Origin of the sequence: Nocardiopsis sp. ATB16-24 (genome assembly GCF_030271535.1) — a bacterium.
Taxonomy (GTDB): domain Bacteria; phylum Actinomycetota; class Actinomycetes; order Streptosporangiales; family Streptosporangiaceae; genus Nocardiopsis.
In genome coordinates this window covers 359154-384287 of record NZ_JASCXJ010000003.1, presented here as the reverse complement: position 1 = coordinate 384287, position 25134 = coordinate 359154, and the positions used below count along the sequence as shown (strand labels likewise).

At 64.5% G+C, this 25134-nt stretch carries 24 protein-coding genes; 9 read left to right on the top strand and 15 right to left on the bottom strand.

Annotated features, from left to right (window positions below; translation table 11 throughout):
• Positions 1–18 precede the first annotated feature (18 nt).
• From pth to glmU, 4 genes are all read right to left on the bottom strand, one after another.
• A complete protein-coding gene (gene pth / locus PFX91_RS06000) occupies positions 19–675 on the bottom strand; it encodes an aminoacyl-tRNA hydrolase (RefSeq protein WP_285730016.1) in 657 nt (218 codons plus the stop codon).
• A gap of 92 nt (positions 676–767) precedes the next feature.
• Entirely contained in the window at positions 768–1364 is a 597-nt protein-coding gene (locus tag PFX91_RS05995; protein ID WP_285730015.1) for a 50S ribosomal protein L25/general stress protein Ctc, read from the bottom strand.
• A gap of 361 nt (positions 1365–1725) precedes the next feature.
• The gene (locus PFX91_RS05990) at positions 1726–2694 is read right to left on the bottom strand and encodes a ribose-phosphate diphosphokinase (RefSeq protein ID WP_285730014.1); all 969 of its coding nucleotides are present in this window, start codon (positions 2692–2694) and stop codon (positions 1726–1728) included.
• Positions 2695–2713: 19 nt separating this feature from the next.
• Positions 2714–4171 carry a bifunctional UDP-N-acetylglucosamine diphosphorylase/glucosamine-1-phosphate N-acetyltransferase GlmU gene (gene glmU / locus PFX91_RS05985; RefSeq protein ID WP_285730012.1) on the bottom strand — a complete coding sequence of 486 codons (1458 nt, stop codon included), beginning with the start codon at positions 4169–4171 and terminating at the stop codon, positions 2714–2716.
• A 527-nt stretch (positions 4172–4698) separates the two neighbouring features.
• Between glmU and PFX91_RS05980 the strand changes: the two genes are divergently transcribed.
• The 4 genes from PFX91_RS05980 (at position 4699) to PFX91_RS05965 (ending at position 7976) form a co-directional block, all read left to right on the top strand.
• Complete coding sequence (locus PFX91_RS05980; protein ID WP_285730011.1) at positions 4699–5658, top strand: acyl-CoA desaturase; 960 nt, start codon at positions 4699–4701, stop codon at positions 5656–5658.
• Between the two features lie 14 nt (positions 5659–5672).
• Positions 5673–6329 (top strand): TetR/AcrR family transcriptional regulator, encoded by a 657-nt coding sequence (locus PFX91_RS05975; protein ID WP_285730010.1) that lies wholly within the window; start codon positions 5673–5675, stop codon positions 6327–6329.
• 84 nt (positions 6330–6413) lie between these two features.
• Entirely contained in the window at positions 6414–6923 is a 510-nt protein-coding gene (locus tag PFX91_RS05970) for a MarR family winged helix-turn-helix transcriptional regulator (protein ID WP_285730009.1), read from the top strand.
• Between the two features lie 90 nt (positions 6924–7013).
• Entirely contained in the window at positions 7014–7976 is a 963-nt protein-coding gene (locus PFX91_RS05965; protein ID WP_285730094.1) for an SGNH/GDSL hydrolase family protein, read from the top strand.
• Between the two features lie 54 nt (positions 7977–8030).
• Here PFX91_RS05965 and PFX91_RS05960 read toward each other — a convergent pair whose 3' ends face one another.
• The 4 genes from PFX91_RS05960 to PFX91_RS05945 form a co-directional block, all read right to left on the bottom strand.
• The gene (locus PFX91_RS05960; RefSeq protein WP_285730093.1) at positions 8031–8522 is read right to left on the bottom strand and encodes a glutathione peroxidase; all 492 of its coding nucleotides are present in this window, start codon (positions 8520–8522) and stop codon (positions 8031–8033) included.
• Positions 8523–8625: 103 nt separating this feature from the next.
• Complete coding sequence (locus PFX91_RS05955) at positions 8626–10401, bottom strand: ABC-F family ATP-binding cassette domain-containing protein (protein WP_285730008.1); 1776 nt, start codon at positions 10399–10401, stop codon at positions 8626–8628.
• A 1337-nt stretch (positions 10402–11738) separates the two neighbouring features.
• Positions 11739–11915, bottom strand: a complete 177-nt coding sequence (locus PFX91_RS05950) for a DUF397 domain-containing protein (protein ID WP_285730007.1) — start codon at positions 11913–11915, stop codon at positions 11739–11741.
• Positions 11912–12721, bottom strand: coding sequence for a helix-turn-helix domain-containing protein (locus tag PFX91_RS05945; RefSeq protein WP_285730006.1), 810 nt, complete (start codon positions 12719–12721; stop codon positions 11912–11914). Before PFX91_RS05945 ends, PFX91_RS05950 begins: the two co-directional genes overlap by 4 nt.
• A 108-nt stretch (positions 12722–12829) precedes the next feature.
• Between PFX91_RS05945 and PFX91_RS05940 the strand changes: the two genes are divergently transcribed.
• Both PFX91_RS05940 and PFX91_RS05935 read left to right on the top strand, forming a co-directional pair.
• Complete coding sequence (locus PFX91_RS05940) at positions 12830–13177, top strand: hypothetical protein (RefSeq protein WP_285730005.1); 348 nt, start codon at positions 12830–12832, stop codon at positions 13175–13177.
• Positions 13178–14120: 943 nt separating this feature from the next.
• Positions 14121–15221, top strand: a complete 1101-nt coding sequence (locus tag PFX91_RS05935; RefSeq protein ID WP_285730004.1) for a hypothetical protein — start codon at positions 14121–14123, stop codon at positions 15219–15221.
• A 183-nt stretch (positions 15222–15404) separates the two neighbouring features.
• On the opposite strand, the gene PFX91_RS05930 is transcribed toward PFX91_RS05935, so the two are convergent.
• The 3 genes from PFX91_RS05930 to PFX91_RS05920 are packed head-to-tail and all read right to left on the bottom strand — an operon-like array spanning position 15405 to position 16320.
• The gene (locus PFX91_RS05930; RefSeq protein ID WP_285730003.1) at positions 15405–15959 is read right to left on the bottom strand and encodes a hypothetical protein; all 555 of its coding nucleotides are present in this window, start codon (positions 15957–15959) and stop codon (positions 15405–15407) included.
• Positions 15960–15988: 29 nt separating this feature from the next.
• Positions 15989–16138, bottom strand: a complete 150-nt coding sequence (locus PFX91_RS05925) for a hypothetical protein (protein ID WP_285730002.1) — start codon at positions 16136–16138, stop codon at positions 15989–15991.
• A 20-nt stretch (positions 16139–16158) separates the two neighbouring features.
• Positions 16159–16320 (bottom strand): helix-turn-helix domain-containing protein, encoded by a 162-nt coding sequence (locus PFX91_RS05920; protein ID WP_285730001.1) that lies wholly within the window; start codon positions 16318–16320, stop codon positions 16159–16161.
• Positions 16321–16465: 145 nt separating this feature from the next.
• Here PFX91_RS05920 and PFX91_RS05915 point away from each other — a divergent pair, with 145 nt between their 5' ends.
• Both PFX91_RS05915 and PFX91_RS05910 read left to right on the top strand, forming a co-directional pair.
• Complete coding sequence (locus PFX91_RS05915; protein ID WP_285730000.1) at positions 16466–17068, top strand: hypothetical protein; 603 nt, start codon at positions 16466–16468, stop codon at positions 17066–17068.
• A 1-nt stretch (position 17069) separates the two neighbouring features.
• The gene (locus PFX91_RS05910; protein ID WP_285729999.1) at positions 17070–18272 is read left to right on the top strand and encodes a tyrosine-type recombinase/integrase; all 1203 of its coding nucleotides are present in this window, start codon (positions 17070–17072) and stop codon (positions 18270–18272) included.
• Between the two features lie 231 nt (positions 18273–18503).
• Here the strand turns inward: PFX91_RS05910 and PFX91_RS05905 are convergent, their stop codons facing one another.
• From PFX91_RS05905 to PFX91_RS05895, 3 genes are all read right to left on the bottom strand, one after another.
• Positions 18504–19403 (bottom strand): transketolase family protein, encoded by a 900-nt coding sequence (locus PFX91_RS05905; protein ID WP_285729997.1) that lies wholly within the window; start codon positions 19401–19403, stop codon positions 18504–18506.
• A 10-nt stretch (positions 19404–19413) separates the two neighbouring features.
• The gene (locus tag PFX91_RS05900; RefSeq protein WP_285729995.1) at positions 19414–20118 is read right to left on the bottom strand and encodes a thiamine pyrophosphate-binding protein; all 705 of its coding nucleotides are present in this window, start codon (positions 20116–20118) and stop codon (positions 19414–19416) included.
• An 81-nt stretch (positions 20119–20199) separates the two neighbouring features.
• On the bottom strand, positions 20200–21168 hold the full coding sequence (locus PFX91_RS05895) for a 4-(cytidine 5'-diphospho)-2-C-methyl-D-erythritol kinase (protein ID WP_502888261.1): 969 nt from the start codon (positions 21166–21168) through the stop codon (positions 20200–20202).
• A 285-nt stretch (positions 21169–21453) separates the two neighbouring features.
• On the opposite strand from PFX91_RS05895, the gene PFX91_RS05890 reads away from it, so the two are divergent.
• Positions 21454–23382 carry a serine/threonine protein kinase gene (locus PFX91_RS05890; RefSeq protein ID WP_285729992.1) on the top strand — a complete coding sequence of 643 codons (1929 nt, stop codon included), beginning with the start codon at positions 21454–21456 and terminating at the stop codon, positions 23380–23382.
• Positions 23383–23454: 72 nt separating this feature from the next.
• Here PFX91_RS05890 and guaA read toward each other — a convergent pair whose 3' ends face one another.
• Positions 23455–25035 carry a glutamine-hydrolyzing GMP synthase gene (guaA, locus tag PFX91_RS05885; protein WP_285729990.1) on the bottom strand — a complete coding sequence of 527 codons (1581 nt, stop codon included), beginning with the start codon at positions 25033–25035 and terminating at the stop codon, positions 23455–23457.
• Positions 25036–25134 lie beyond the last annotated feature (99 nt).

Sequence of the window (25134 nt, the reverse complement as noted above, 5' to 3'; positions counted from 1 at the left end):
GGCGGTCCCGTTCCGGGCTCAGGCCGCCGTGTGGAAGATGTTCTGCGCCCGGTCCAGCCCGTCCGAGAGGATCGTGCGGACCGCGTCGGCGGCGCGTTCGACGTTCAGGTCCAGCTCGGCGCGCTCGGTGGAGGAGAAGTCCTTGAGCACGTAAGCGGCCGGGTCCATCCGCCCCGGCGGACGGCCCACGCCGAAACGCACCCGGACGTAGTCGGGGCTCGACAGCGACGAGGTCGTCGACTTCAGGCCGTTGTGTCCGCCCGAACCGCCGCCCCTCTTGAGCTTGAGCGCACCGTAGTCGATGTCCATCTCGTCGTGCACCACGATGATCCGCTCGACGGGAACCTTGTAGAAGCGGGCCAGCCCGGAGATCGGACCGCCCGACAGGTTCATGAAGCTGCGGGGTTTGGCCAACACCACCGGCACCCCGTCCAGACGGGTCTCCACCACCTCGGCGTGCGCCCTGTGCGCCTTCCAGCGCTCGCCGGAGGCGAGCGCCTCCACCACCAGGAAACCGGCGTTGTGTCTGTTCCCCGCGTACTTGGGGCCGGGGTTGCCCAGTCCCACCACGAGCCAACGCTCGGTGTTCGCCATGTCCTCGTTCTCCTCGCCGGCGACTTCACCGCCGGTCTTCCCCGCGCCGGCACCGAACAGCCTGCTCCACCAGTTCCCCATGGGGCACGAGCCTACCGATCCCGCTGCCGACATGACGGACGCGCGGTCCCGGTCGGGGCCGCGCGTCCGTCTCACGTACGAAGGGTGAGACCCTACTCTTCCTTCTCGGCCGCCTCGCCCGCGGCCTCCTCACTGGTCTCCGGCTCCTCGTGCGTGCGAGGAGCGGAGACGGTGAGGACCGTGGTCTCCGGGTCGTCGATCAGCGTGGCGCCCTCGGGGAGCGTGACCTCGCCGGCGGTCGGAACGGCACCGATCTCCATGCCCTCGATGACGAACTCGACCTGGTTGGGGATGTTGTGGGCCTCGACCTCGACCCGCACGGTCACCAGCTCCTGGTTGAGCACGCCCGGGGCCTTGACCTCGCCGACCAGGATCAGGGGCACCTCGACCTCGACCCTCTCGCCCTTGGTGACGACCAGGAGGTCGACGTGCTCCAGGAAGCCCTTGATGGCGTCACGCTGGATGCTCCTGGGCAGGGCCAGGTTGTCCTTGTCCAGACCGTCGAGACGGATCAGGACGTTGGGGGTCTTGAGGGCGAGCATCAGCTCATGGCCCGGCAGGTTCAGGTGACGGGGCTCGGTGCCGTGGCCGTAGAGGACGGCCGGCACCTTACCCGCGCGGCGGGCGCGACGGGAGGCGCCCTTGCCGAATTCCGTGCGGGGCTCGGCAGCGATACGTACCTCGGACACGACAAAACTCCTCGGGCTCAACCCCGCAGTACGGGGAACACGACTCCAGTAGTACGAACGATTCCCGCCCGCGGCGGAGAATGCGGCGGGGTCTCCCCACAGTTCGGGGACGCGACCGCCTTGGTTCCAGGCGTGCCCGGCGAGCCGTCACCGGACCCGTCCGGCCCGGGAACGCTCGTCGCGCACCCCTGCCCGCGTTTGTCACGCGCAGCCCGCAGGACTCCGCCTGGACACGGGGACACTCGCTCAAGTCTACTGGTTCCACCGACGACTCCGAACACTCCCCGTCCCCCGGCTCCCCCGGCGGACACGTCCGCCCCCGTCCACGGGCGGACGGAGGCGGACGACTCGTGGCGAGGGCCTACTCGAACAGGCTCGTCACCGAGCCGTCGGTGAAGACCTCGCTGATGGCGCGTGCCACCAGCGGAGCGATCGAGAGCTGGGTGAGCTTGTCGAAGGAACGCTCCTCGGGCACGGGCAGCGAGTTGGTGATGACCACCTCGGAGATCCGGGAGTCCTGTAGACGCTTGGCCGCCGGTCCGGACAGTACGCCGTGCGTGGCGGCCACCAGGACCTTGGCCGCCCCCTGCTCGAACAGCGCCTCGGAGGCCTTCACGATGGTGCCCCCGGTGTCGATCATGTCGTCGACCAGCACGCAGGTGCGGCCCTTGACCTGCCCGACGACCTCGTGGACCCTCACCTGGTTGGCCTCGTCCGGGTCGCGACGCTTGTGGATGATGGCCAGCGGGGCGCCAAGGCGGTCCGCCCACCTGTCCGCAGTACGGACGCGGCCCGCGTCCGGGGAGACCACGGTGATCTCGGAGTGGTCGACCCGCTTGGAGATGTGGTCGGCCAGGATCGGCAGTGCGAACAGGTGGTCCACCGGGCCGTCGAAGAAGCCCTGGATCTGGTCCGTGTGCAGGTCCACCGCCATCATCCGGTCCGCGCCCGCGGTGCGGAACAGGTCGGTCATCAGTCGCGCCGAGATGGGCTCGCGACCGCGGTGCTTCTTGTCCTGGCGGGCGTACCCGAAGAACGGCGTGACCACGGTGATGCGTTTGGCCGAGGCGCGCTTGAGCGCGTCCACCATGATCAACTGCTCCATGATGGCCTCGTTGATCGGATCCGCGTGGCACTGGATGACGAACGCGTCCGAGCCGCGCACCGACTCCAGGTAACGGACGAAGATCTCGCCGTTGGCGAAGGTCTCGAACCGGGTGGGGACCACGTCGATCCCCAGTTCCTTCGCGACCTCCTCGGCCAGGCTCGGGTGCGTACGCCCCGAGAACAACATCAGGTTCTTCTGGCCGGTGGCCTTCATCCCGGTCACGTGTTCTCCCCCACACTCACTACTTGTCGTCGGCTCTGTGCCGATTGGACTTCTCCGCCGCCTCGGCCGAGGCCGTTCCCGGTCGCTTGCGCAGGGTCCAGCCCTCGACGTTGCGCTGACGGTTCCCCTCGGAGATCGCCAACGCGCCGGGAGGCACGTCGTCGCGCACCACGGTTCCGGCCCCGGAGTAGGAACCGTCGCCCACGTGGACCGGAGCGACGATGGTGTTGTCGCTGCCGATCCGGACGTGGTCGCCGATCACGCTCCGGGACTTGTTGACCCCGTCGTAGTTGACGAAGACCGAGGAGCAGCCGATGTTGCTGCCCACGCCGATGTCGGCGTCCCCGACGTAGGTCAGGTGCGGGATCTTGGACCCGCTGCCGACGTTGGCGTTCTTGACCTCGACGAAGGCGCCGGCCTTGGTCCGGTCGGCCAGGCGGGTGCCCGGCCGCAGGTAGGTGTAGGGACCGACCGTCGCCCCCGGGCCGATCTCGGCTCGGTCGGCGGTGGTCTCGCTCACCGTGGCGCCCTCACCGACGACCGTGTCCCTCAGGTCCGCGCGTGGACCGACCACGGCGTCCTCACCGATGACGGTGGCGCCCCTCAGTCGGGTCCCGGGTTCCAGGACCGCGTCGCGGCCGATGGCGACCTGGGCGTCCACCCAGGTGGTGGCGGGATCGACGACGGTGACCCCGGCGAGCATGTGCCGGGTGAGAAGGCGGTCGTTGAGGACGCGGCGGGCCTCGGAGAGCTGGACCCGGTTGTTCACGCCCTGGACCTCGTGCCAGTCCCGGGCGATCCACGCGCCGACCCGGTGGCCGTCGCCCCGCAACAGGGCGACCGCGTCGGTGACGTACTCCTCGCCCTTGGCGTTGTCCGTGGAAAGACGCTGGACGACCTCGGAGAGCAGCGCGCCGTCGAAGGCGTACATGCCCGAGTTGATCTCTTCGATCGCGTGCTGTTCGGGGGTGGCGTCGGCGTGCTCGACGATCCCGGTGAACTCGCCCTCGGCGTCTCGGACGATGCGACCGTAACCGTGGGGGTCGGGCACCCGTGCCGAGAGCACGGTGACGGCGTTGCCCTTCTCCTCGTGGGCGGCCACCAGCTCGGCGAGCGTGGAGCCTCGCAGGAGCGGGGTGTCACCACAGGTCAGGACCACGGTTCCACGGAGCTTGATGCCTTGGGACCCCAGGTCCTCGATCGCCATGCGCACGGCGTGTCCGGTGCCGTTCTGCTCCTCCTGGACCGCGGTGACGGTCTCGGGGGCGACCTCCTGGAGGTGGGACCTGACCTGGTCCCGGGCGTGACCGACGACCACGACCGAGTGCTGGGGATCGAGATCCCGCGCGGCCGCGAGCACGTGGCCGAGCATGCTGCGGCCGTTGAGTTCGTGGAGGACCTTGGGAAGTTTCGACTTCATTCTGGTGCCCTCGCCCGCCGCGAGGACGATGACGGCAGCTGGACGGTTCACGCTCACAGAAGGAGACCCCTCGTGATAGCCGGTGATGGTTCTGTCGGCTCACCCCTCGGCGGCGCGACCCGCATGCCGCACGGGCGGCCGTCGGATGACCAGCGGCCGACATGGGCAGGATACATGCGCGCCACCGTCGCCCAGCGGTCGCATGACGCCGGGTTCGGATGCCCGCCTCCCGTCGCGCCCGCGTGGACGCCGTGTTCGGGGGCGGTCGACGAGAAGTGTGTGAGATACGCCGCGCCACTTCCCGCGGAGGGCCCTCACAGCTCCCGGACCAGGGCTCGAACCTGGACGATGGGGACCAAAACCCCACATGCTGCCAATTACATCATCCGGGAAGGCGGCGGGTTGGAACATGTCGCGACCGCGCCCTGCACCACGATAGCGCGTCCCGCATGGGACTTGCCAAACCTACGGCATCGTAGGTTACGGTTACGTAGGAATAGGTTGGGTAGTCGCACGGGTGTCCCGGTGCCGTCCTGACCGCAACGACGTTGCCCGACGGCCCGAGGACGAGGTGTTGAAGGACCATGACCGTCATTTCTGAGGTACCGAGCATGCAGAAGACGAAACGTGAGGCGATTCCCGAGTACGAGCCCGAGCCGAGAGGCAAGGCCGAGCGCTACACGGTCTTCGCCTTCGTGTTCGTGCCGCTGATCGCGTTGTTCGCCTCCCTGCCCTTCTTCTGGGGCTGGGGCCTGTCCCTCACCGACATCGCCATCGCCGCGGTCTTCTACGTGATCAGCGGTCTGGGGATCACCGTCGGCTTCCACCGCCACTTCACCCACGGCTCCTTCAGGGCCAAGCGCCCGCTGCGCATCGCGCTGGCCATCGCGGGCTCCATGGCGATCGAGGGCAGCGTCATCAAGTGGGTCGCCGACCACCGCCGCCACCACAAGTACTCCGACGCCGAGGGCGACCCGCACTCGCCGTGGCGCTTCGGCGACGACTGGAAGTCGGTGGCCAAGGGCCTGTACTACGCGCACATGGCGTGGATGTACCTGGACGAGAAGAAGACCTCGCCCCGCCGTTTCGCGCCCGACCTGCTCAAGGACAAGGACGTCGTCCTCATCGACAGGCTGTTCGTGCCGATCGTGATCTTCTCCCTGGGCGCCCCGGCCCTCATCGGCGGCCTGGTCACCATGTCCTGGTGGGGCGCCTTCACCGCGTTCTTCTGGGCGAGCCTGGTCCGCGTCGCCCTGCTGCACCACGTCACCTGGTCGATCAACTCCATCTGCCACACCATCGGCGAGGAGAACTTCGAGGTGCGCGACCGCTCCCGCAACGTCTGGTGGCTGGCCATCCCCTCCTTCGGTGAGTCCTGGCACAACCTGCACCACGCCGACCCCACCTGCGCCCGCCACGGCGTGCTCAAGGGTCAGGTCGACATCTCGGCCCGCGTCATCTGGATCTTCGAGAAGTTGGGTTGGGCCACCAAGGTCCGCTGGCCCGACAACGAAAGACTCGCCGCCAAGCGGGTCAAGGTCTAGGATCTGTAGCCATCATGGGAGCAGCCGACAGCGAACAGAGGGTCCGTGTGCGCCGCAAGCGCATGACGGGTAAGGAGCGTCGGCAACAGCTTGTGGAGATCGGCCGGGAGCTGTTCGCCGAACGTGGTTTCGACGCGGCCTCAGTGGAGGAGATCGCCGCTCGGGCCGGTGTGTCCAAGCCCGTGGTGTACGAGCACTTCGGCGGTAAGGAGGGCCTCTACGCGGTCGTGGTCGACCGGGAGATGCGCACCCTCCTGGGGATGATGGGCGAGGCCCTCACCTCCGACAACGCACGAGGCAAGATCGAGAGCGCGGCCCTGGCCCTGCTGCGGTACGTGGAGGAGAACACGGTGGGGTTCCGGGTCCTGACCCGCGACTCCCACGTGGCCTCGGGTACGGGGAGCTTCGCCAGTCTGCTCAACGACATCGCCAGTCAGGTCGAGTACATCATGGCCGACGAGTTCGCCGAGAGGGGTTACGACCCCGCGCTCGCGCCCATGTACTCCCAAGCACTGGTGGGCATGTGGGCGTTGACCGGACAGTGGTGGCTGGAGGTCCGCAAGCCCAAGCGCGAGGTGGTCGCGGCCCATCTGGTCAACCTGGCGTGGAACGGGCTGTCCAGTCTGGAGCCCAAGCCGAAGCTGCGCTCACGAAAACGCAGGTCGAGCTGAATCCACGATCTCTCTCGAAATCCGGGGCGGGTATGCGCGACATACCCGCCCCGATCTCTTGATGTCAAGAGATAAACTGTTCCCATGCGCGATGAGGTGGATGGGCTGATCGAGGCGTGGCGCTCCGAACGCCCGGATGTGGACGTGACACCGCTGGAGGTGTTCAGTCGGGTGTCCCGGCTCGCGCGCCACCTGGACCGTGCCCGCCGCACGGTCTTCACCGAGCACTCCCTGGAGCCCTGGGAGTTCGACGTGTTGGCCGAGTTGCGCCGGTCCGGTCCTCCGTACGAGTTGAGTCCGGGGAAACTGCTGCGCGCCACACTGGTGACGTCGGGGACCATGACCAACCGGGTGGACCGACTGACCGCCGCCGGTCTGGTGCGGCGACGCCCCGACCCCGGGGACAAGCGCGGTGTGCTGGTCCGGCTGACCGAACAGGGCGCGGCGCGCATCGACGCGGCGCTGGCGTCCCTGGTGAGCTATGAGGAGTCCCTCCTCGCCCCGATGGACGAAGAGGACAGGAAACGGCTCGCATCGTTATTGAGATGCCTTCTGGTGCCCCTCGACATGGGGCCGGACGGTCCGCAAGGCTAGTTACCGAGCGGTACCCGTCCCTCACCGGGCCCGCGTCCAGGCGCGACACACATTCCGGGCTTTGGTTGGAGATCAGACGTGAAAAGGTGGATGGCCGCGGCGGCCGTGACCGTGCTGGCAGCGGGCTGCGGAGGTGGCGACGGCGAGGAACAGGCGACCTCTCCGAGCTACTACCTGTCCCTGGGCGACTCGTTGAGCGTGGGCGTGCAGCCCGACGAGAACGGGGCGCCCGCGGAGACCTCGGAGGGGTACACCGACGTCCTCCACCGGACCCTGTACGACGCCGACTCCACGCTCCGCCACGAGCGGATGGGATGCGGCGGCGAGGACACCACGACCTTCCTCCAGGGCGGACTGCCCGACTGCGACGAGCGGTACGAGAACGGTTCGCAACTGGAGGAGGCCGAGGCGTTCCTGGCCGAACACGAGGGTCGGGTGGACCTGGTGACCCTGACCATCGGCGGGAACAACTTCACCCGCTGCGTGGAGGGTGTGGAGGATCCCGAGACCCCCGAGGACATCGGGATCGACGAGGAGTGCGTGGCCGACGGACTCGAACGTGTCGAGACCGAGATCCCGGTGATCGCCGAACGGCTGCGCGACGCCGCGGGGCCGGACACGCAGATCATCGGGATGACCTACTACAACCCCTTCCTGGCCCTGCTGCTGCTGGACGACGCGCCCGAGGAGGAGGCGACCGAGGCCGCCGCAGAGGCCGAGGGCGAGGAGGCCGAGGAGCCCGACGGCGACGCCGAGGTCGAGAGCACCGAAGACGACTCTCTCGCGGAGTACTCGGTGGACATCCTCACGGAACTGAACGAGTCGCTCATCGCCTCCTACTCCGCCGCCGGGATCGACGTGGCGGACGTGGACACGGTGTTCGAGTCCGACAACACCGAGGTGCCCGCCGACAGCGACACCGGGATGCCGACCAACCTCCAGAACATCTGCGACCTGACGTGGATGTGCGACACCCGACGGGGCCCGGACATCCACACCAACCAGGCGGGTGCCAAGGAGATCGCGGCCGTGTTCGCCGAACAGGTGCACTGAGCGGTCCGCCCGTCGACCCGGGGCCGGGTCACCGATACCCTCCGTCCGTCGCCCTCATCCGGGCAGCGACTCCTCGATGAGGGCGACGATCCTGGGATCGTCGGGAACCGTCGTGGGGTGGAAGCGGTGAACGGCCCCGTCGGGGAGGACGAGGAACTTCTCGAAGTTCCAGCGCACCCTCCCGGACCTGCCCTCCTCGTCGGAGACCATGGCGAGCGCGGCGTAGAGGGGATGGGCGCGCCTGCCGTTGACCCTGACCTTGCTCATCATGGGGAAGGTGACCCCCCACGTGGAGGCGCAGTAGTCGGCGATCTTCTCGTTGGCGCCGAACTCCTGGAGGAACTGGTTGCTCGGGAAGCCGAGCACGGTGAAGCCCCGCGACCCGTAGCGGTGCTGCAACCCTTCCAGACGCGCGTACTGCGGGGTGAGGCCGCAGCGGGAGGCGACGTTGACCACCAGCCTCACCTGACCCGACCACTCGCCGAACGTCGTCTGCCGCCCGTCGATCAGTGTCACGGGGATCTCGTCCAGGTCCAGGGAGATCATCTCTTCCACTTCCTGCCTTCTCGGGTACCGCACACAAAACGTGTCCGGATTCTCCCTGAAAAGGGAGAACGCAGCACAATCGCCACCCAGAACACAGGCGGTGTCAGTCGCCGGCGACCTCGGCCTGCTCCAGCCAGACCTCCTCCAGCTCCTCGCGTTCGGCGGCCAGGGCCCTGGCCTCGGCGTCGAGTTCGGCGAGCCTGGCGTAGTCGTCGGCCGCGGCGGCCATCAGTTCGTGGAGTTCGGCCTCGCGCCTGCCGATACGGTCCATGCGCCGTTCCACGCGCTGCATCTCCTTCTGCGCCGCGCGCCGCTCGGCCGCCGACACTGCGGGCCGCTCCGCCCGCGGGGCCTCCTCCGCCTCGGAGGAGGACTGGGGCACCGTGGCCTCACCCATGGTGTCCGCGCGCCGCCGCAGGTACTCGTCCACCCCTCCCGGGAGGAAGGCCAGGCCGCCGTCGCCCATCAGGGCGAGCACGCGGTCGGTGATGCGCTCCAGGAAGTAACGGTCGTGACTGACCAGCACCAGGGAGCCGGGCCAGCCGTCGAGCAGGTCCTCCAGCTCGGTGAGGGTCTCGATGTCCAGATCGTTGGTGGGCTCGTCCAGCAGCAACACGTTGGGCTCGTCCATGAGCAGGCGCAGCAGTTGCAGGCGTCGGCGCTCACCACCGGACAGGTCCCCGATCGGGGTCCACTGGCGTTCGCCCCGGAACCCGAAGCGCTCCAGCATCTGGCTGGCGCTGTAGTCGCGTTTGCCGATGGTGACGTGCTCACGCACGTCCATGACCGCCTGAAGGGGACGGGACTCGGGATCGAGTTCGACGACGTTCTGGGACAGGTGGGCGAGTTTGACGGTCCTGCCGGTGCGCACACTGCCGGAGTCGGGGGCGCGTTCCCCGGCGAGGATCCTCAGGAGGGTCGACTTTCCCGCGCCGTTCACGCCGACCAGGCCGATCCGGTCCCCGGGTCCCAGTTGCCAGGTCAGCTCGTCGAGCAGCACGCGACCCGGGACGGTGGCCGACACGTTCTTCAGGTCGATGACGGTCTTGCCGAGCCTGGAACTGGCGAACCTGACGAGTTCGACGGTGTCCCGGGGAGGCGGCTCGTCGGCGATGAGCTGGTTGGCCGCCTCGATGCGGAACTTGGGCTTGGAGGTGCGCGCCGGGGCTCCCCGGCGCAGCCAGGCCAGCTCCTTGCGCATGAGGTTCTGGCGCCGCTCCTCGGAGACGGCGGCCTGGCGTTCACGCTCGGCCTTGGCCAGGACGTAGGCGGCGTAGCCACCCTCGTAGCGCTCGACGGTACCGCGCCCGACCTCCCACGTGCGGGTGGTGACGGCGTCCAGGAACCAGCGGTCGTGGGTGACCACCACCAGCGCCTCGGGACGGCCGCGCAGGTGCTCGGCGAGCCAGGCGATGCCCTCGATGTCCAGGTGGTTGGTGGGCTCGTCCAGGACGATGAGGTCGTGGTCGCCGACCAGGAGTCGGGCCAGGCCGGTGCGGCGCCGTTCACCGCCGGACAGGGCGCTCATGGGCGTGTCCAGGGCCCAGCCACCGAGCAGCCCGCGCAGGACGTCACGAATGCGGGCGTCACCCGCCCACTCGTGCTCGGCCCGATCGCCCAGCACGAACGACCCCACGGTGGTGTCGGGGAAGGTGTCGCGTTGGTGCAGGAAGCCGACGCGCAGCCCGCGGTTGTGCACCACTCGCCCGGAGTCGGGCTCGGTGATGCCGGACAGCACGGAGATCAGCGTCGACTTACCGCCTCCGTTGCGACCGACGACGCCGATGCGTTCACCCTCGTCGACACCGAGCGAGACCTTGTCGAGGAGTACGAGCGGCCCGTAGGCCAGGGACACGTCCTGAAGATTGACCAGATTCATCAACGGCCTTCCGCCCATAGCACATTGGTGTTCACCTGGTCAAACTTCCTCTCTGAACTGCAATGACACTGCTTGAAGGGGCAAGGGTTGAGCTTGGTTGTCTACGGTTGGCCCGGGGTCATGTGCTGACATGGTGCTGACCCCTCCCCGAGCAACAAAGGCACCCCTGCAATCACCCGAAGACCCACACTAGGCCCTGCCCCGACCCCCGGGGCGGGGCCTGTGCCACGCCTCACAGGACGACCAACGCGCCCCTGGATAAGGCCCCTCTCCGTCAAGCCCCCTCTGCGCCCCTCAGGGCATCACAGGTGCGTCACTCACAGGTGCGCCAGAGGAGTTGCCAGCAAGGCCCTCTGTAAGGCCCCTGTCCTGTACAAGGCTCTCTGTGAGCGCTGCTCTGTTGGTCCTGTGAGCTGCACAGGTGCTCACTCTGCTCTCCTGCTTGCTCTCTGCTGACTCCTGTTGAGCCCAGAGCTTCGTCTCACAAGCCCTGTTGACCTTGCTGCCTTGAGTGCTTCCACTCGATAGCCACGCTCTGACGTGGCTTCTCGGAGATCCATCTATCCATGTTCACTGCTCAGGAGAAGAGCAAGCGCAAGAAGCCCTGTCCATGCAGGCAACACTCATCTTCAAGGAGAAGATCACACATTCCAAGAACCCCTCGTAATATGTGCTCTTTTCTCTCCAATCTCGGAGATATGAACCGGAAAATGTAAGGCTTACGGAGATACTAAAAAATGCACGGACAGAGGAGGGATTTAATAAGTCCCCTTGCACATCTGGGGTAACACCCACAGCCGAACTTCTCAGACCCCGCCGGGGCTGGGTTCCCTCTCCGCATACGGGTCTGGGGTTTTGCAATCCTAGAGAAGACTGGAATCCGGGCCAGGGGTTATGCCTGATCTCGGGGTGGAAAAACTTGGGTTGTCCTAGATTTTACTAGTCCACGGGAATGCCTCCAAAACAATCTCCATCTTGGACATTACCCGTAATGGGGTCGATAGCGCATGGGTCGTATTCGGGGGCTGGCGGGGGAGGTGGCGGCGCGTAGGTCTCCGTTCCGGTATCTGAGCCGCTTCTTAGGTAGGTCTCTGGGGGTGGAGGTTCTAGTCTCTTTGGTGGGGAAGGGTTCGCGAAGAAAGGTTCTTCAGTAGCCGCATCCTTGGGCTGCTCTTGCCCCTGGCTCTGACAGCCTGCGAGAGCAAAAAGGAAAAGAAAAGCAAGAGTTCCTATGTATCTAATTTTCATATATAGAAGACATTCGCGCGCAGGGACACCCCGGCCTTTGAAGCTGGGGTGTCCAGTGAGGGGGTTTTCTTGGGATGTAGTGCTGTGGTCTACAGTTGCCCGTATTTGATTTCCTTAAGGAAGGAAGTCCACTCGGAAGCTTTAAAGCTTAGATGCCCAAGCTCCCTGTTCTGAGTATCCCGAACGAGGACACTGTGAGGACCTTCGTTCACTTCTACGCAGCTTGTTTCGCCCTGGCTGTAGCTGGACTTATGCCACTCGTTCACAGTGCTTCCTTTATTTCGGTCATTTTCTCTAGGGAGTCATCGGGGGATAGTGCCCACGTTTGCAGCTTATTATACGCGACTTCAAGCCTGCGCACTTGTGGGGCTTCATCAGTGATGTGTTCCCCCGTCGTGTACTCAGAGCACACTAGAGGGCTTCTGTCATTAATGTATATGAGCCGGAAGGACCCTACGGTCCATGTGAAGTCACTCAACCCCATGGGCAGCACCTGGATTGTAATACCTTCGGCAGTAGCCTCTTTCTCCAGGCGCTCAAGCTGATCTCGCATCACATGCGAACCACCCACTCTTTGAGTGAGAACTAGCTCAGGGATGACCACGCTCAGCATGAGTGAGCCCTCAGTTTGGAGGCGCTCTCGCCACGACTGGCGTGCTGCGATGGTTCTTTGAATACGTGCCTCGTTGGCCATGGGGACAGTGTGAGATATGAGTATCCGCGCATAGCCCTCCGTCTGGAAGAAGCCCGGGATCACAAATGGGTGAAAGAAGCGGATTTCATCCGCCTCCTTCTCATACTCCTCAGACTGCTCATACCAACCTGACCCACTCTCTAAGCGTTCCACATCACGCCAGAGCCTGAGCAGTGCCCCGTTGGTACTGAAAGCCGTGTCCATGGCGTCCACAATGCCCTGCTTAGGCGCCCTCACGGCGCGCTCAACTTTGCTGTGGTAAGTGGCTGAGTAGTTGGTCATCTCTGCTAGCTGTCCAAGAGACCATCCTCGCTGCCTGCGCAAACCCTTGACGTGCTCCCCAAAACTGACCCATGCGGGCTTCTTCTGGTCCACCATGTACTCAGCTTGTCACGAAGTCAGTACATGCCTGTACTCGGTAAGACCATTCGTGATCGTTCTGTATCCCACCTTCCATGGCTTCCTTGCAGGTGACAGCCTCACGGCATGACCAGTACAGGCCCGCCAAGGGAAAACCTGAATACAGGAGATATCAGGCATTGGCATCTCCTCAAGCTGAAAGAGTTGCAAAAGGAACTTAAGGGACGGCAGGTATCAGCTGTCCTCCGCTGCCAGGATCTCGGTGCCCTTGAGTCCAGGGAGGTCAGCGCATGGGAGGAGGGTGAGCCCCTAGAACTCCATGCTTCCATTCCGGGCACTAGGACCCCTGTTGTCATCACAGTGTCGGATGACTGTTACCTGTGGAAGCGCGCTGACGGCGCTGAGATGGCTTGCCCTGTTTATTTGTTTTCCAGAGCTCTTGAGTTGATCATCTACACGGTGAATGTTTCATGACTTCCTCAAAAGAAAGAGGGAAGTCGGAGGTCCTGCGAAATCTCTATGAGGAGCTGCAAGCACGGGGTGTTCCCGGTACTTACTTTGAGCCGGGAGAAAGCCCGGCTGTGTACACAAAACACACGTGTACTCGGATTCGCGCAGGATGCTTTTTTATCAAGCGCCTGTCCTCTTACGGGCATGTCATGGAGACAGCTTCTCTCGGTGCCAATCGCCAAAAGATCGCTGTATCGCTTATTCGAGCGATGAACTCTTAATGGAGGATCCCCTAGCTATGAGAAGTGTGCCTACGGGTGACGGCAGACGGCTAGCGCTCCCTGCGCCCATGTGACAAGCCCCCACATAGAAGCAGCCCTGCAAGGTGCGTCAACACCTCACAGGGCCTGACTCCTCAACCTGCTGTTACCAGGAAAGAAGAGCTATGGATGACCTTATCAGCCGTGCGCTGTCCGCGTTCGTCGCTGGATTGCTTGCCCTTGCCTACCCAGGCGTCTCTGTAGAGGCCCTGGCAGCCTCCCAAGGAGTGAGTGAAGGGGAAGGCCTTCCCCAAGCCTTCCCGGCGCCCCAGGGGGACTCTGGGCGCCTTTCTTGTGCTATCCGGAAGAGGTCTACCCGGGTACGTGGCTACTCCCGGCCTGTGAGGGCTCCTTACACCTTCGGCTCTGCTGAGTGGTGGGAAGTGCACAACGCTTCCAAACATCCCCGGGCGTTCATCATCAACGACCGGCCTTATCGGCAATATGTCTCATAACCTCATGACATGAGAAAGGCTCTGACAGTTGGCACTGTCGGGGCCTTTGCTTGATTGGTCCTGAAAATTCCGATACTCTCTTCGTGGGGTATCGGAATTTTGGGTGGAGAAAAAATGACTTGGGATAAGGGAAAGAGTGAGCATGGCGATCTTTATCGGTGTGCCGTTCGCCTTGTAGGGGAACTTAGTGGGATGGCCCATCGGCTGGAGCCGGTTGACGATGTCGAGCATGCTTTTAATACGGATAATGCCAAAAGGTGTGCATCGCTTTCCGTCTATCTCCAGTCATCGTTGGATTCCCTGGTGCGCGATGCCTATGCTCCTGCTTTCTCAGTGCTCCGTTCTTGCATGGAGCATGTTCTTGTAGACAAGCTGATCTTTTTGGGCCAGCGCTATGTTCAGGTGTTTAGTGAAATCGACGACGAAACTTGGAGTAGGTGGCAGGCTGAACGAAATTCTGGCGAGGCATGGCAAAATGTTGCTAGCTGGAGGCGTTCCAACAAAAGGAACGTTCGCGTTCTGTTTGAAGGCTTGCACTCTAAGTCTGAAAAAGAAGAAGAGCGTCAAACGATTGGGATCCACTACTTCCTTCTGAATGAGTACTCCCCCTTTGTGGCTCCGCCTTCTGAACAGGAGTATTTCGATGATGGTGTTACGGATGCGACTATGCGCCGGGATCATGCTGTGCATAACAAAAGTCTCTATGAAACCTATTTGAGGTGGTTGAGTGTCAAGGAGAGCCTCAAGGAAAACGGGTTTGCAGACGGGGAAAGCGTCAGGGCACTCGATGTCCATTATCGATTTTTGAGTGCATTTGTCCACCCAAACACTGATGCTACAAGACTACTTTACGGGAACCGCACCTGGGAGTGGCCATCTTATGACCATTACAGTAGTGAGTTGGTGCTTCTTTATGTGATCGTACTTTCTGTGGAAGAGACGAGGAACTTCCTTAAAATGGCGGATAATTCTCCTCGGGTTGGGATCTCGGATAGAGATTCGCTTGAAGCGTTGTGCGATCAGGCGTGGGATATGAGTTCACACCTCTGGTTTCCTGGGCAGCCCCCTCATGGCTATGACAGGTTTGTAGAGGCTAACCGCAGAGGTTTTCGTGAGCGCCGGTCCGGAACCTTTGATCGGGCAGTAAATCCTGCTTCGCTCTCGGAAGATGAGATCTCCTACTATGACAACCCTCTGCAACGCCTTATTAGGATGCATTCCAGTGCCTCTGAGTACATGACTGGTCTCGTATACCAGTCCCCTTGGCATCGAAATGACGCAAGGGGTCGCTGAGGTAGAATAATTTATTTGGACTCGGAGACCTCAAGTCGAAGAGACCATGTCTGTAAAGTTACAAGGCCGAGTCTCCCCGGCCTTGTAACTTATTACTCTTTACTTGAAGCTTCTTGCTTCAAACTTACTACTTTGCACTTGTTGCTTAATACTTAGCCACCGCCGGGGCGGTGATTGAGAGCTCTAGAGCATCAAGCTATCTCCCCAGGGATCTTTGGTCACTCCACCCGCTAGGTTTTCCTTGTTCACATGCTTCTTCTCTTGCCTGTTCTCCTTGTGCTCGTCTCCCCTCAAAGTATCCGGGTTGAGGAAATCTGTTATATCCTCGTACTCATCACCGTTAGCATTCTCGTACTTGTCGATTAGCACTACAGGGACACTGAGCGCATACTCTACCGTTCTTCCCTTTCCTTTGACATGGGTCAGGAATCCGTATACCTCTAGGAGGTTTCTGCATTTGGTCAGGTCATGCCCGCTCCCTGAGTACCCCATATCTTGAGCGAGCTTATTAAGGGAGGAAAACGTAGTTCCTGACCTTCCGTTCATGTGCCTTAGATATCCGTGAAGAAGGAGAGGAATCCTATGACCTAAGTCCTTACCACCAGTCCTCTCTACAATGATCTCAGATATCAAACCTCCTGGTTTCGCTTCATCCCAGATCATGCGACCGTAGAAAACTCTGGCAGCGTAGTCGGTTTTAATCTTCCTTCTTGGCTTGTAGTCCAAGTTCACTCCCATGTGTCCCATTAAAAGAGCTTGGCAAGATTTCAGTCTTCCAGTCGCTCTTCTTCCCCAGTCTCACTGCTTGCTTCGCGAATGATTAGCGCAACCTCTCGTGAGGCCTCCTGGTAGATGTGAATAAATTCCAAGGCATCACGTTCCGCCTGCTTCTCAAAGAAGCGTGCAATGTTGAACATTCTTTTCCCTCCGTTCTTTTCTAATAGCTGACTCGGTTGGCCTCAAGCCAGGTCTCTACGTCTCGCTCTCTGAATCGGAGATGCTTGCCCACCTTGTGAGCTCGGATTCCCCAAGAGCGCCAACGCTCATAGACCGTCTGCTTGGACACCCCCAGGTAGTCCGCCAGCTGTTTCGGAGACATGAGTCGGTTGCTTCCACCACTCGCCATGCACTCACTCCTAACTTCTGCCACCACCACGCCACACGAGGCCAGACAAGCACCGTGTGCCACACACCTTAAGCCCAGCACATGGCACTAGTCAAGTTTCGTGTGCTAACATGCTGGCATGAATCATCACGAAATAGACCCCAAGACCTACGGCTGGGAGCTTCCGGCAGGTTGGAAGCTGTACGCCTACGAGACAGACGGAGAGCCTGCCATCCTCAAGGCCACCTATGAACTCACAGAGGGCTGTGTCGCTCTCGTAGAGGCGCACGTACACGCGCCCTACAACGGCCCTACTCGCGTCACGGTGCTAGCAGAGAGTGAGGATGCGGCCAGCCAAAGCGACGGTGTCACCACGGAGATGATGCGTTCGGTCCCCCTCGGAGAGGCCCGGAAGACCATCACCTACTGGGTGAATCGGATCCGCTCCGAAATCGACCCGGGGTCGCAGCCCGCACCCCTCCCGGAACGAGTCGAGACCCCAGAGGACTACGCGCTTGTAGCCGCTGAGTACGTACGCCTGATTAACTCCAACGAACGTCGCCCCATCGAAACCATGGCTCAGGCTTGGGAGGTCTCCAGGAACACGGCCAGCGCTCGTGTCCGACGCGCAAGAGAGAAGGGCTACCTGATCCAGAGGAAGGGCGACAAGAACCGTCTCAGCGCCGAACTAACGGACTTGGCACTCGATGCCCTCAAGAGCACTGGGGAGAGTGGTGCCTGACATGGCCAAGCTCCTCAAGAAGTGCGACTGTGCAGACGCCGTGAAAACGGATGTGGGGAAGACACGCAAGTGGGACAAGTGTTCTCACTCTTGGACGGTCCGCTACCGGACTGCCGGGGGTAGGAGGGGCAAGCAGCGTGAGCAGTCCTTCAAGTCCACTGAGAAGCAGAAAGCGAAGGACTTCGCTCTCAAGATCGACTACGACAAGCGCGCCTACCTTGAGTCCTTCGTGGACCCCAAGGCCGGTGAGGTCTCCTTCAAGGACTTCACGGACAAGTGGCTCAAGCACAGACGGTTGAAACCTGCCTCCGTCCGGAAGTACCGCTCACTGTTGAACAAACACGTGTACCCGGCCTTCGGGGGAAGGCCCATGTCCTCCCTCACCAAGGAGGAGATGCGAGAGTTCTACTGGAATCTTCCCTTGGCGGGAAGCACTGTGGCATCCGTCCACACACTACTGAGTGGCGTCTTCAACAAGGCTGTAGAGGACCGAAAGCTCACGGAGTCCCCTGTCAAGGGAGTCGACCTTCCCGAGATCAGGACCAAGAAGATCCACCTGCCCACGCTTGAGCAGGTAGAGACGCTCTATCAGGCCATGCCCGGATACCTGCGAGTGATCATCCCCCTCATGGCCGGATGCGGCTTGCGTGTCAGTGAGGCGCTGGCCGCCAACGTGAACAACCTGGTGCATGGGGACACCATGTACCGGGTCATCGAACAGACCGGTCGTGACGAGAACGGCGTCACAAGGGTGGTACCGCTCAAGCACAGGATCGAAGGAGACTTTCGGGATGTTCCACTTCCGGCGTGGGCTTCCCAGGCCATCACAGACAGCGTCATGGGGTTCGGCACCAACGATGATGGCTACCTCGTTCAGCCTGCCCGCAGCGGAGACTATGTGTACCACGTGTCCATCAGCAGACCATGGAAGAAAGCTGTCAAAGCCGCTGGCCTTCCCAAGGACTTCACTGCTCATGGGTTGAGACACTTCTACGCGACGAAGCTCCTTGCCTCTGGGGTTCCCCTCACCGACGTGTCATCGTGGCTCGGCCACAACAACGTGAACGTCACCTACCGAACTTACCGCCACTACATCCCCGAGTCGGGAGAGCGTGCCCGCGCGGTCCTTGACCAGACCTTCAAGACCGTCAGCACAACACTCGGAGATGTCATGACAAAAGAGCCGGTGCTGACTTCGTGCTGACTCCAGAGGGAGTCAGAACAGAGTATGTGCAGGTAGAAGACTTATTTTTGCTCCCAGGTGATGGAACAGATTCATCGCTATCCATTGTGGCGGCAGCACCATGGTGCGTGGACCGCCCGCCCCTGTCCCCTGACCGGGACCGCCCCCGGCGCGCGAGGGCCTCTTCCCGGAGGGCCCGTCGTCTTCGGTGGACACCGCGTACGGACAGAGGGCGGCCACCGAACAGCACACCTAGACCAGGAAGAAGTCCCGGGCGGCCTTGGCGATCCCCTCGGTGTCCAGGCCGTGCTCCCGCGCGTGCTGGACGGAGGTGCCGTAGGCCCGTACCTCACGGTCCCGGGCGACGCCCAGGCCCGACTGTCGATGCCGTCGGTCGGCCAGCGCTTCGGCCACCTCGTGCGCCGAGGTGCCCCGCAGGTACGGTTCCACCACGAGCACGTCCGCGTTGCCCGCGGCGGCCACCAGCGAACTCAGCCCCTCCCGGTCGAACGGACGCACGGTGGCCGTGTAGGCGACGGTCACGTCCAGGTCGGCGGTCGCCTCCAGCACCCGGTCCAGCATCGGCCCGACCGCCAGGACCACTCCGGCCGATCGCGGCGAGCCCGACCGCACCACGTGGAGACGTCCGCTGACGGGAAACGGCGCGCGGTTGACGGTCTCCGAGAGTCGCACGTACACGCGGTCGTCCCCCGGGACGGCGGCGCCGAGCGCCTCGCGCACCTCGTCCGGATGCCCGGGCACGTACACCGTCCACCCCGGCAGGGTGTCCAGCAGGGCGACGTCGCCGGGCGCCTGGTGGGTGCGGCCCTCCTCGGCGGCGTCGTAGGAGCCCCCGATGCTCACCAGGACCGCCCCGACGTCCTGGTGGCCGAGGTCCAGTTTGATCTGTTCGAAGGGCCGTTCCACCAAGAACGGCGCGTAACTGTGCACGATCGGCCGCATACCGGTCAGGGCCAGGCCTCCGGCGACGCCGATCATGGCCTGCTCCCGAATACCCACGTCGATCACCCTGCCCGGATGCCGCGCCGCCGAGGTGCGGAACATGCCGGCGGAGATGGCGGCCAGGACGAGGGCGACACGCGGGTCGTCGTCCAAGGCCCGGCTGACGGTTGCGGCGAAGGTCCTGCGCATCTGCGGTCTCCTAGGGACGGACACGGGCGACGACGGCGAGCGGCCGCCCCGGATGGGGCCGGGTGAGGGCCTGGTACAGGGCGTCGTGGTCACGTCCGTGCGCCTCCCGGGCCTCCCAGCCCTCGACCTCGAAGCGCGGACCGATCCCTCCGGGCCATCCGTGGGTGGAGGAGTCGTTGTCCACGACGACGGCGGTGAGGTTGTCCATGCCAAGGCGTGCGGCCACCGCGATGGCCTCGTGATTGCTGCCCTCGTCGAGTTCCCCGTCACCGACGAGGACGACGATCCGGGGCTCGGTGCCATCGGCCCGGCGGATCTTCCGGGCGCGCGTCCCGAGGGCGGCTCCCAGGGCGAGGGGCAGTCCGTGTCCGAGGGAGCCGCTGCCGATCTCCACTCCGGGCACCAGGGTGCGGTCGGGGTGGTGCCCCAGGGGGGAGTCGAAGGAGGCCCATCCGCGCAACGTGGGCACGTCCACGAACCCCTTGGCGGCGAGCACGGCGTAGTAGGCGGCCGGTCCGTGCCCCTTGGAGAGCAGGAACCGGTCACGGGTCGGGGCGTCGGCGGTGGCGGGGGTGACGTCGAGCACGCGGTCGTAGAGCACCCACAACACGTCGAGCGTGGAGTGGGCGGCTCCGCTGTGCTTCTCGTCACCCTCCATGAGCCCGATGAGGGCGGGAAGGTCCGCGTAGCGCGAAAGAGCGGCTGTGGCTGGCATGACCCCAGTGTCGAACCTCGACAAAAGTTGAGGTCAATCGCCGCACCCTCGAAGAACGGTAAGAACTTCCTGTGATTTACGTCATAGGACGGTGGCTCCGGGGACGTCTCCCCACGCCCTCACGACCCGCTCGCACGACCCGCTCGACTCCAACGCGGCCACCACGGCGGTCTCCCTCTCCGTCGCCTCGTCGTCGTCCCCACCGACCAGGAACGCACAGGTCGGCCCCGAGCCCGACACCAGTGCGCCCAGCGCCCCCTCGTCGGTCCCCGTCCTCAGGGTGCGCCCCAACTCCGGCAGCAGCGACAGCGCCGCGTCCTGGAGATCGTTGGTCAACGCCGCTCCGAGGGCCACCGGGTCGCCCTCGGCGAGCGCGTCGACCAGGGCATCGTCCAACCGCGGCTCGGGGGCGTCCGGCCTGACGCGGTCGTACTCCGCGAACACCTCGGCCGTGGACAACCCTCGCGGCGACAGCGCGAACACCCAGCGGAAACGTCCAGGGCTGGGCAGGGGACGCAGGATCTCCCCGCGTCCCCTGCCCACCGCGGTGGCCCCCAACAACGCGAAGGGAACGTCGCTGCCGAGGTCGGCCGCGTACTCGGTCAGGACCCCGGCCGGCAGGTCACAACCCCACAGCCGATCGCAGGCCAGCAGCGCGGCGGCGGCGTCCGCGCTTCCTCCGGCCATGCCCCCCGCGACGGGGATGTCCTTGTCCAGGTGGACCGTGACCGGGAAGCCCCGGCCGGTCCGTTCGGCCAACAGGTTCACCGCGCGTGCGGCCAGGTTGGAGGAGTCCAGGGGCACGCGGGACAGATGACTGCCCAGGTCGCCCCCCACGCTCATCCCCGCGAAGGCGGATTCTTCGGGTTCTCCGGGAGGATCGTCCCGTCCCACGCCTTCGGACGGACTCTGCCGACACGGCGAGGCCCGCTTGACGGTAACCTCATCGAACAGCGAGACGGCGTGGAACACGTTGACGAGGTCGTGGAACCCGTCCTCACGTCTGGGCCCCACCGCCAACTGGAGGTTCACCTTCGCGGGGACCCGCACGGTTACGGTGGTATCAACGGTCACGAGTCCCCAATCGTAAAGGACCCCCACTTTGCGTGAACACCTACCCCGCCAGGGGCTCCGGAGTGTTCACCGTCCTCCGTCGACACCGATGTCGCGGGAGGGAATCGGGAACCAGGACAGCGATTCGGGGATCGTCACCACTGTCATGTCAGTTACCGCCCGCCCCCAGAACGGCCCCATCAGGTCGGTGAGTGGGAATCCGGGCACAAACCCCGCTACCTTGGGGCAAGGCGGAGTTTGGACACCGTCGGGGAGGGTCGCTTGCCGTCGGATGGGCTCCCGAAGAACCTGGAACCGCTGGCCGCCGGAGATCCGGCCACCATCGGTCCCTATGTGCTGTCCGGGAAGCTGGGTAGTGGCGGCATGGGCACCGTCTACCTCGGCAGCATGCCGGAGAAGAACAACCAGGTAGCCATCAAGGTCATCCGCCCGGAACTCGCCTTCGACGAGGCGACGCGGGCGCGTTTTCGCGACGAGATGGAGAACGCCCGCAAGGTCGCCTCCTTCTGCACCGCCAAGGTGCTCGACCACGGGACGTTCGAGAACCGCCCCTACATGGTCACCGAGTACATCGCGGGCACGGCGTTGGCCGAGCACATCGCCGAGAACGGTCCACTCGACTCCTCGACCCTGCACGGTTTCGCGCTGGGCGTGGCCGCCGCCCTGGCCGCCATCCACCGCACCGGGCTGGTCCACCGCGACCTCAAGCCCGCCAACGTGCTGCTGTCGCTCTCCGGTCCCCGGGTGATCGACTTCGGTATCGCCCGTGCGATGAACACCGCGACGAACCACACCCAGACCGGCATCGTCATGGGCAGTCCCGGGTGGATGGCGCCCGAGCAACTGCTGGAGGAGAAGGTCACCACCGCCGCGGACATCTTCGCGTGGGGATGCCTGGTGGCCTTCGCCGGGAACGGCACCCATCCCTTCGGCAACGGCGACGCCATGACGCTGGGCAAGCGGGTGCTCTTCGCCGAACCGCAGATCGGCGACCTGGACGGTCCTTTGGACCGCCTGGTCATGCGCGCTCTGGACAAGGACCCCAACCGCCGCCCCACCGCCCAGGACCTGCTGCTGGAACTGGCGGGTGGCGAGGAGAGCACCAACCCCAACGACATGGTGTCCAACGCGCTGCACCAGTCGTGGCGACCGAACCTGCCTCCGATGCCGCCCGGTATGCCACACCCGCAGCAGGTGCCGCCCGGCCACCAGGCGATGTCGGGGGTGAGGCATCCGGCCCACGGCCACTACCAGGCCGCGCCGCACGCCCCCATGTCCCCCCCGGCCCACCAGACGGGCGACTTCCAGCGTTCCCAGGCCCCCCAGCGGGGACGTCCCGGGCCCGTCCACCCGAGTGGCCGACCGCACGGAGGACAGGCTCAGGCGGGGCAGGGGCCGCCCCACCAGGCAGGCCCGCACGGACCCGTACAGGCCCAACACCCGGCCTCGACCGGACCGATCCCGATGGTCCCCCCCGCCGACCAGCAGGCGAACCGTCCCGGCCCACAGCCCTACGTGCCGCCGGTGCCCCCGCCCCCGCACCGGCCCGCCACACCGAATCGACGCAGAGGCGTGATCATCGCCATGGCGCTGGGCGGTGTGCTGGTGCTCGTGTTGATCATGCTCCTGATGAACGCGTTGGTGAACTGGGGCGGCCTGCCGTTGTTCGGCGACGATCGGGGTTCCCAAGGGGAGGCCTCCCCTCAGGAACAGCCGTCCGATCCCACGCCCGAGGAGGACGCGGCCGACTCCGAGGACTCTCCCGACCGCCCCTCCACCGGCCTGCCGGACGACATGGCGGGGGCCTCGGCCGACCAGATGGTGCAGTACCACGTCCACGAGGTCACCTGCGGTCTGCCCCAGCACAACATCCGTTCGCGGCTCCAGACGAACGCGGAGTACTGCGTGGTGATGCTCGGACTGTCGAACGTCAGCGACGAACTGGTGGTGTTCGACCACAACGAGCAGTTGCTGACGACCAGTTTCAACGAGACGGTCGAAGCCGAGGAGCCGTCCCGCCCCGAGTACGAGAAACCGCTGTGGGACACCTCGGGGATCGGCCCCGGGGCCACGGTGGAGGGTGAACTGGTGTTCATCCTGCGCAACGGTGAGACCCCGAGGATGCTCGTCCTCAGCCACCGCCCGGACGCCGAACCCACGGAGATCGACATCCGGCACATGGTCGACTGACCCGAACGGGCACGGGCCCGGCGTCCGCGCCGAAGAGGCGGACGCCGGGCCCGTCCTGGTTCCGGGGGAGGTCTACTCCCACTCGATGGTGCCCGGGGGCTTGCTGGTCACGTCCAGCACCACCCGGTTGACCTCGTCCACCTCGTTGGTGATGCGGTTGGAGATCCCGGCCAGGACGTCGTAGGGCACGCGCGACCAGTCGGCGGTCATCGCGTCCTCACTGCTGACCGGGCGCAGCACCACGGGGTGACCGTAGGTACGACCATCACCCTGCACCCCTACCGAGCGCACGTCCGCGAGCAACACCACCGGGCACTGCCAGATGGAGCGGTCCAGTCCGGCGCGGGTCAACTCCTCGCGCGCGATCGCGTCGGCCTCGCGCAGGATCTCCAGGCGCTCCCGGGTCACCTCACCGATGATGCGGATGCCCAGCCCGGGGCCGGGGAAGGGCTGACGCCAGACCATCTCCGGAGGCAGACCCAACTCCTCGCCGACCTTGCGCACCTCGTCCTTGAACAGTTCGCGCAGCGGCTCCACGAGCGTGAACCGCAGGTCGTCGGGTAGACCGCCCACGTTGTGGTGCGACTTGATGTTCGCGGTGCCGTTGCCGCCGCCGGACTCCACCACGTCCGGGTACAGGGTCCCCTGCACCAGGAACTCCACCTCCGTGCCGGCCTCGCCGCTCTCGGCGACGACCTCACGGGCCGCCTGCTCGAACACGCGGATGAACTCGCGGCCGATGATCTTGCGCTTCTGTTCGGGGTCGGTCACGCCCGCCAGCGCGGACAGGAAGCGCTCCTGGGCGTCCACGACCTTGAGCCTGGCGCCGGTGACCGCGACGTAGTCCTTCTCCACCTGCTCCGCCTCGCCCTTGCGCAGCAGACCGTGGTCCACGAACACGCAGGTCAGCTGCTCGCCGACGGCACGCTGGACCAGGGCACCGGCCACCGCCGAGTCCACGCCTCCGCTGAGGGCGCAGATGACGCGCTTGTCGCCGATCTGTTCGCGGATGTGCTCCACCTGCTCCTCGACGATGTTGAGCATCGTCCAGGTGGGCCGGCAGCCCGCGCCCTCGTACAGGAAGCGGCGCAGCACCTCCTGGCCGTGGTCGGTGTGCAGCACCTCGGGGTGGAACTGAACGCCGAAGAGGCGGCGCCCGGTGTCCTCGAACGCGGCGACCGGCGCGCCGGTGGTGGAGGCCGTCGTGACGAACCCCTCGGGGGCGGTGGTGACCGAGTCCCCGTGCGACATCCACACCTGCTGTTCGGCCGGCAGACCCGCGAAGAGCAGGGAGTCGGTGTTCGCCGTCAGCGCGGTGCGACCGTACTCGCGAAGATCGGTCCTGGACACGGTGCCGCCCAGGGCCTGGGTCATCGCCTGGAAGCCGTAGCAGATGCCGAGGGTGGGCACCCCCGTCTCGAACAGCTCCGGCCCGGGCCTCGGCGCCTCCTCGGCGTAGACCGAGGACGGTCCGCCGGAGAGGATGATGGCCTTGGGCCTCTTGGCGACCATCTCCTCCACTGGCATGGTCGAGGGCACGATCTCACTGTGCACGTGGCATTCGCGTACGCGTCGTGCGATCAGCTGCGCGTACTGCGCGCCGAAGTCGACGACGAGAACGGTGTCGAACGTGCTCTCAGCACCAACGGACACGACGGAGGACCTTCCGCAGGGAGTCAAGGGATGTCCGCCCAGTCTAGTGCGGTGACCGCCGCCGGTTCACCGCTCCGGAGCACTCGGCCCCCCGGTCCC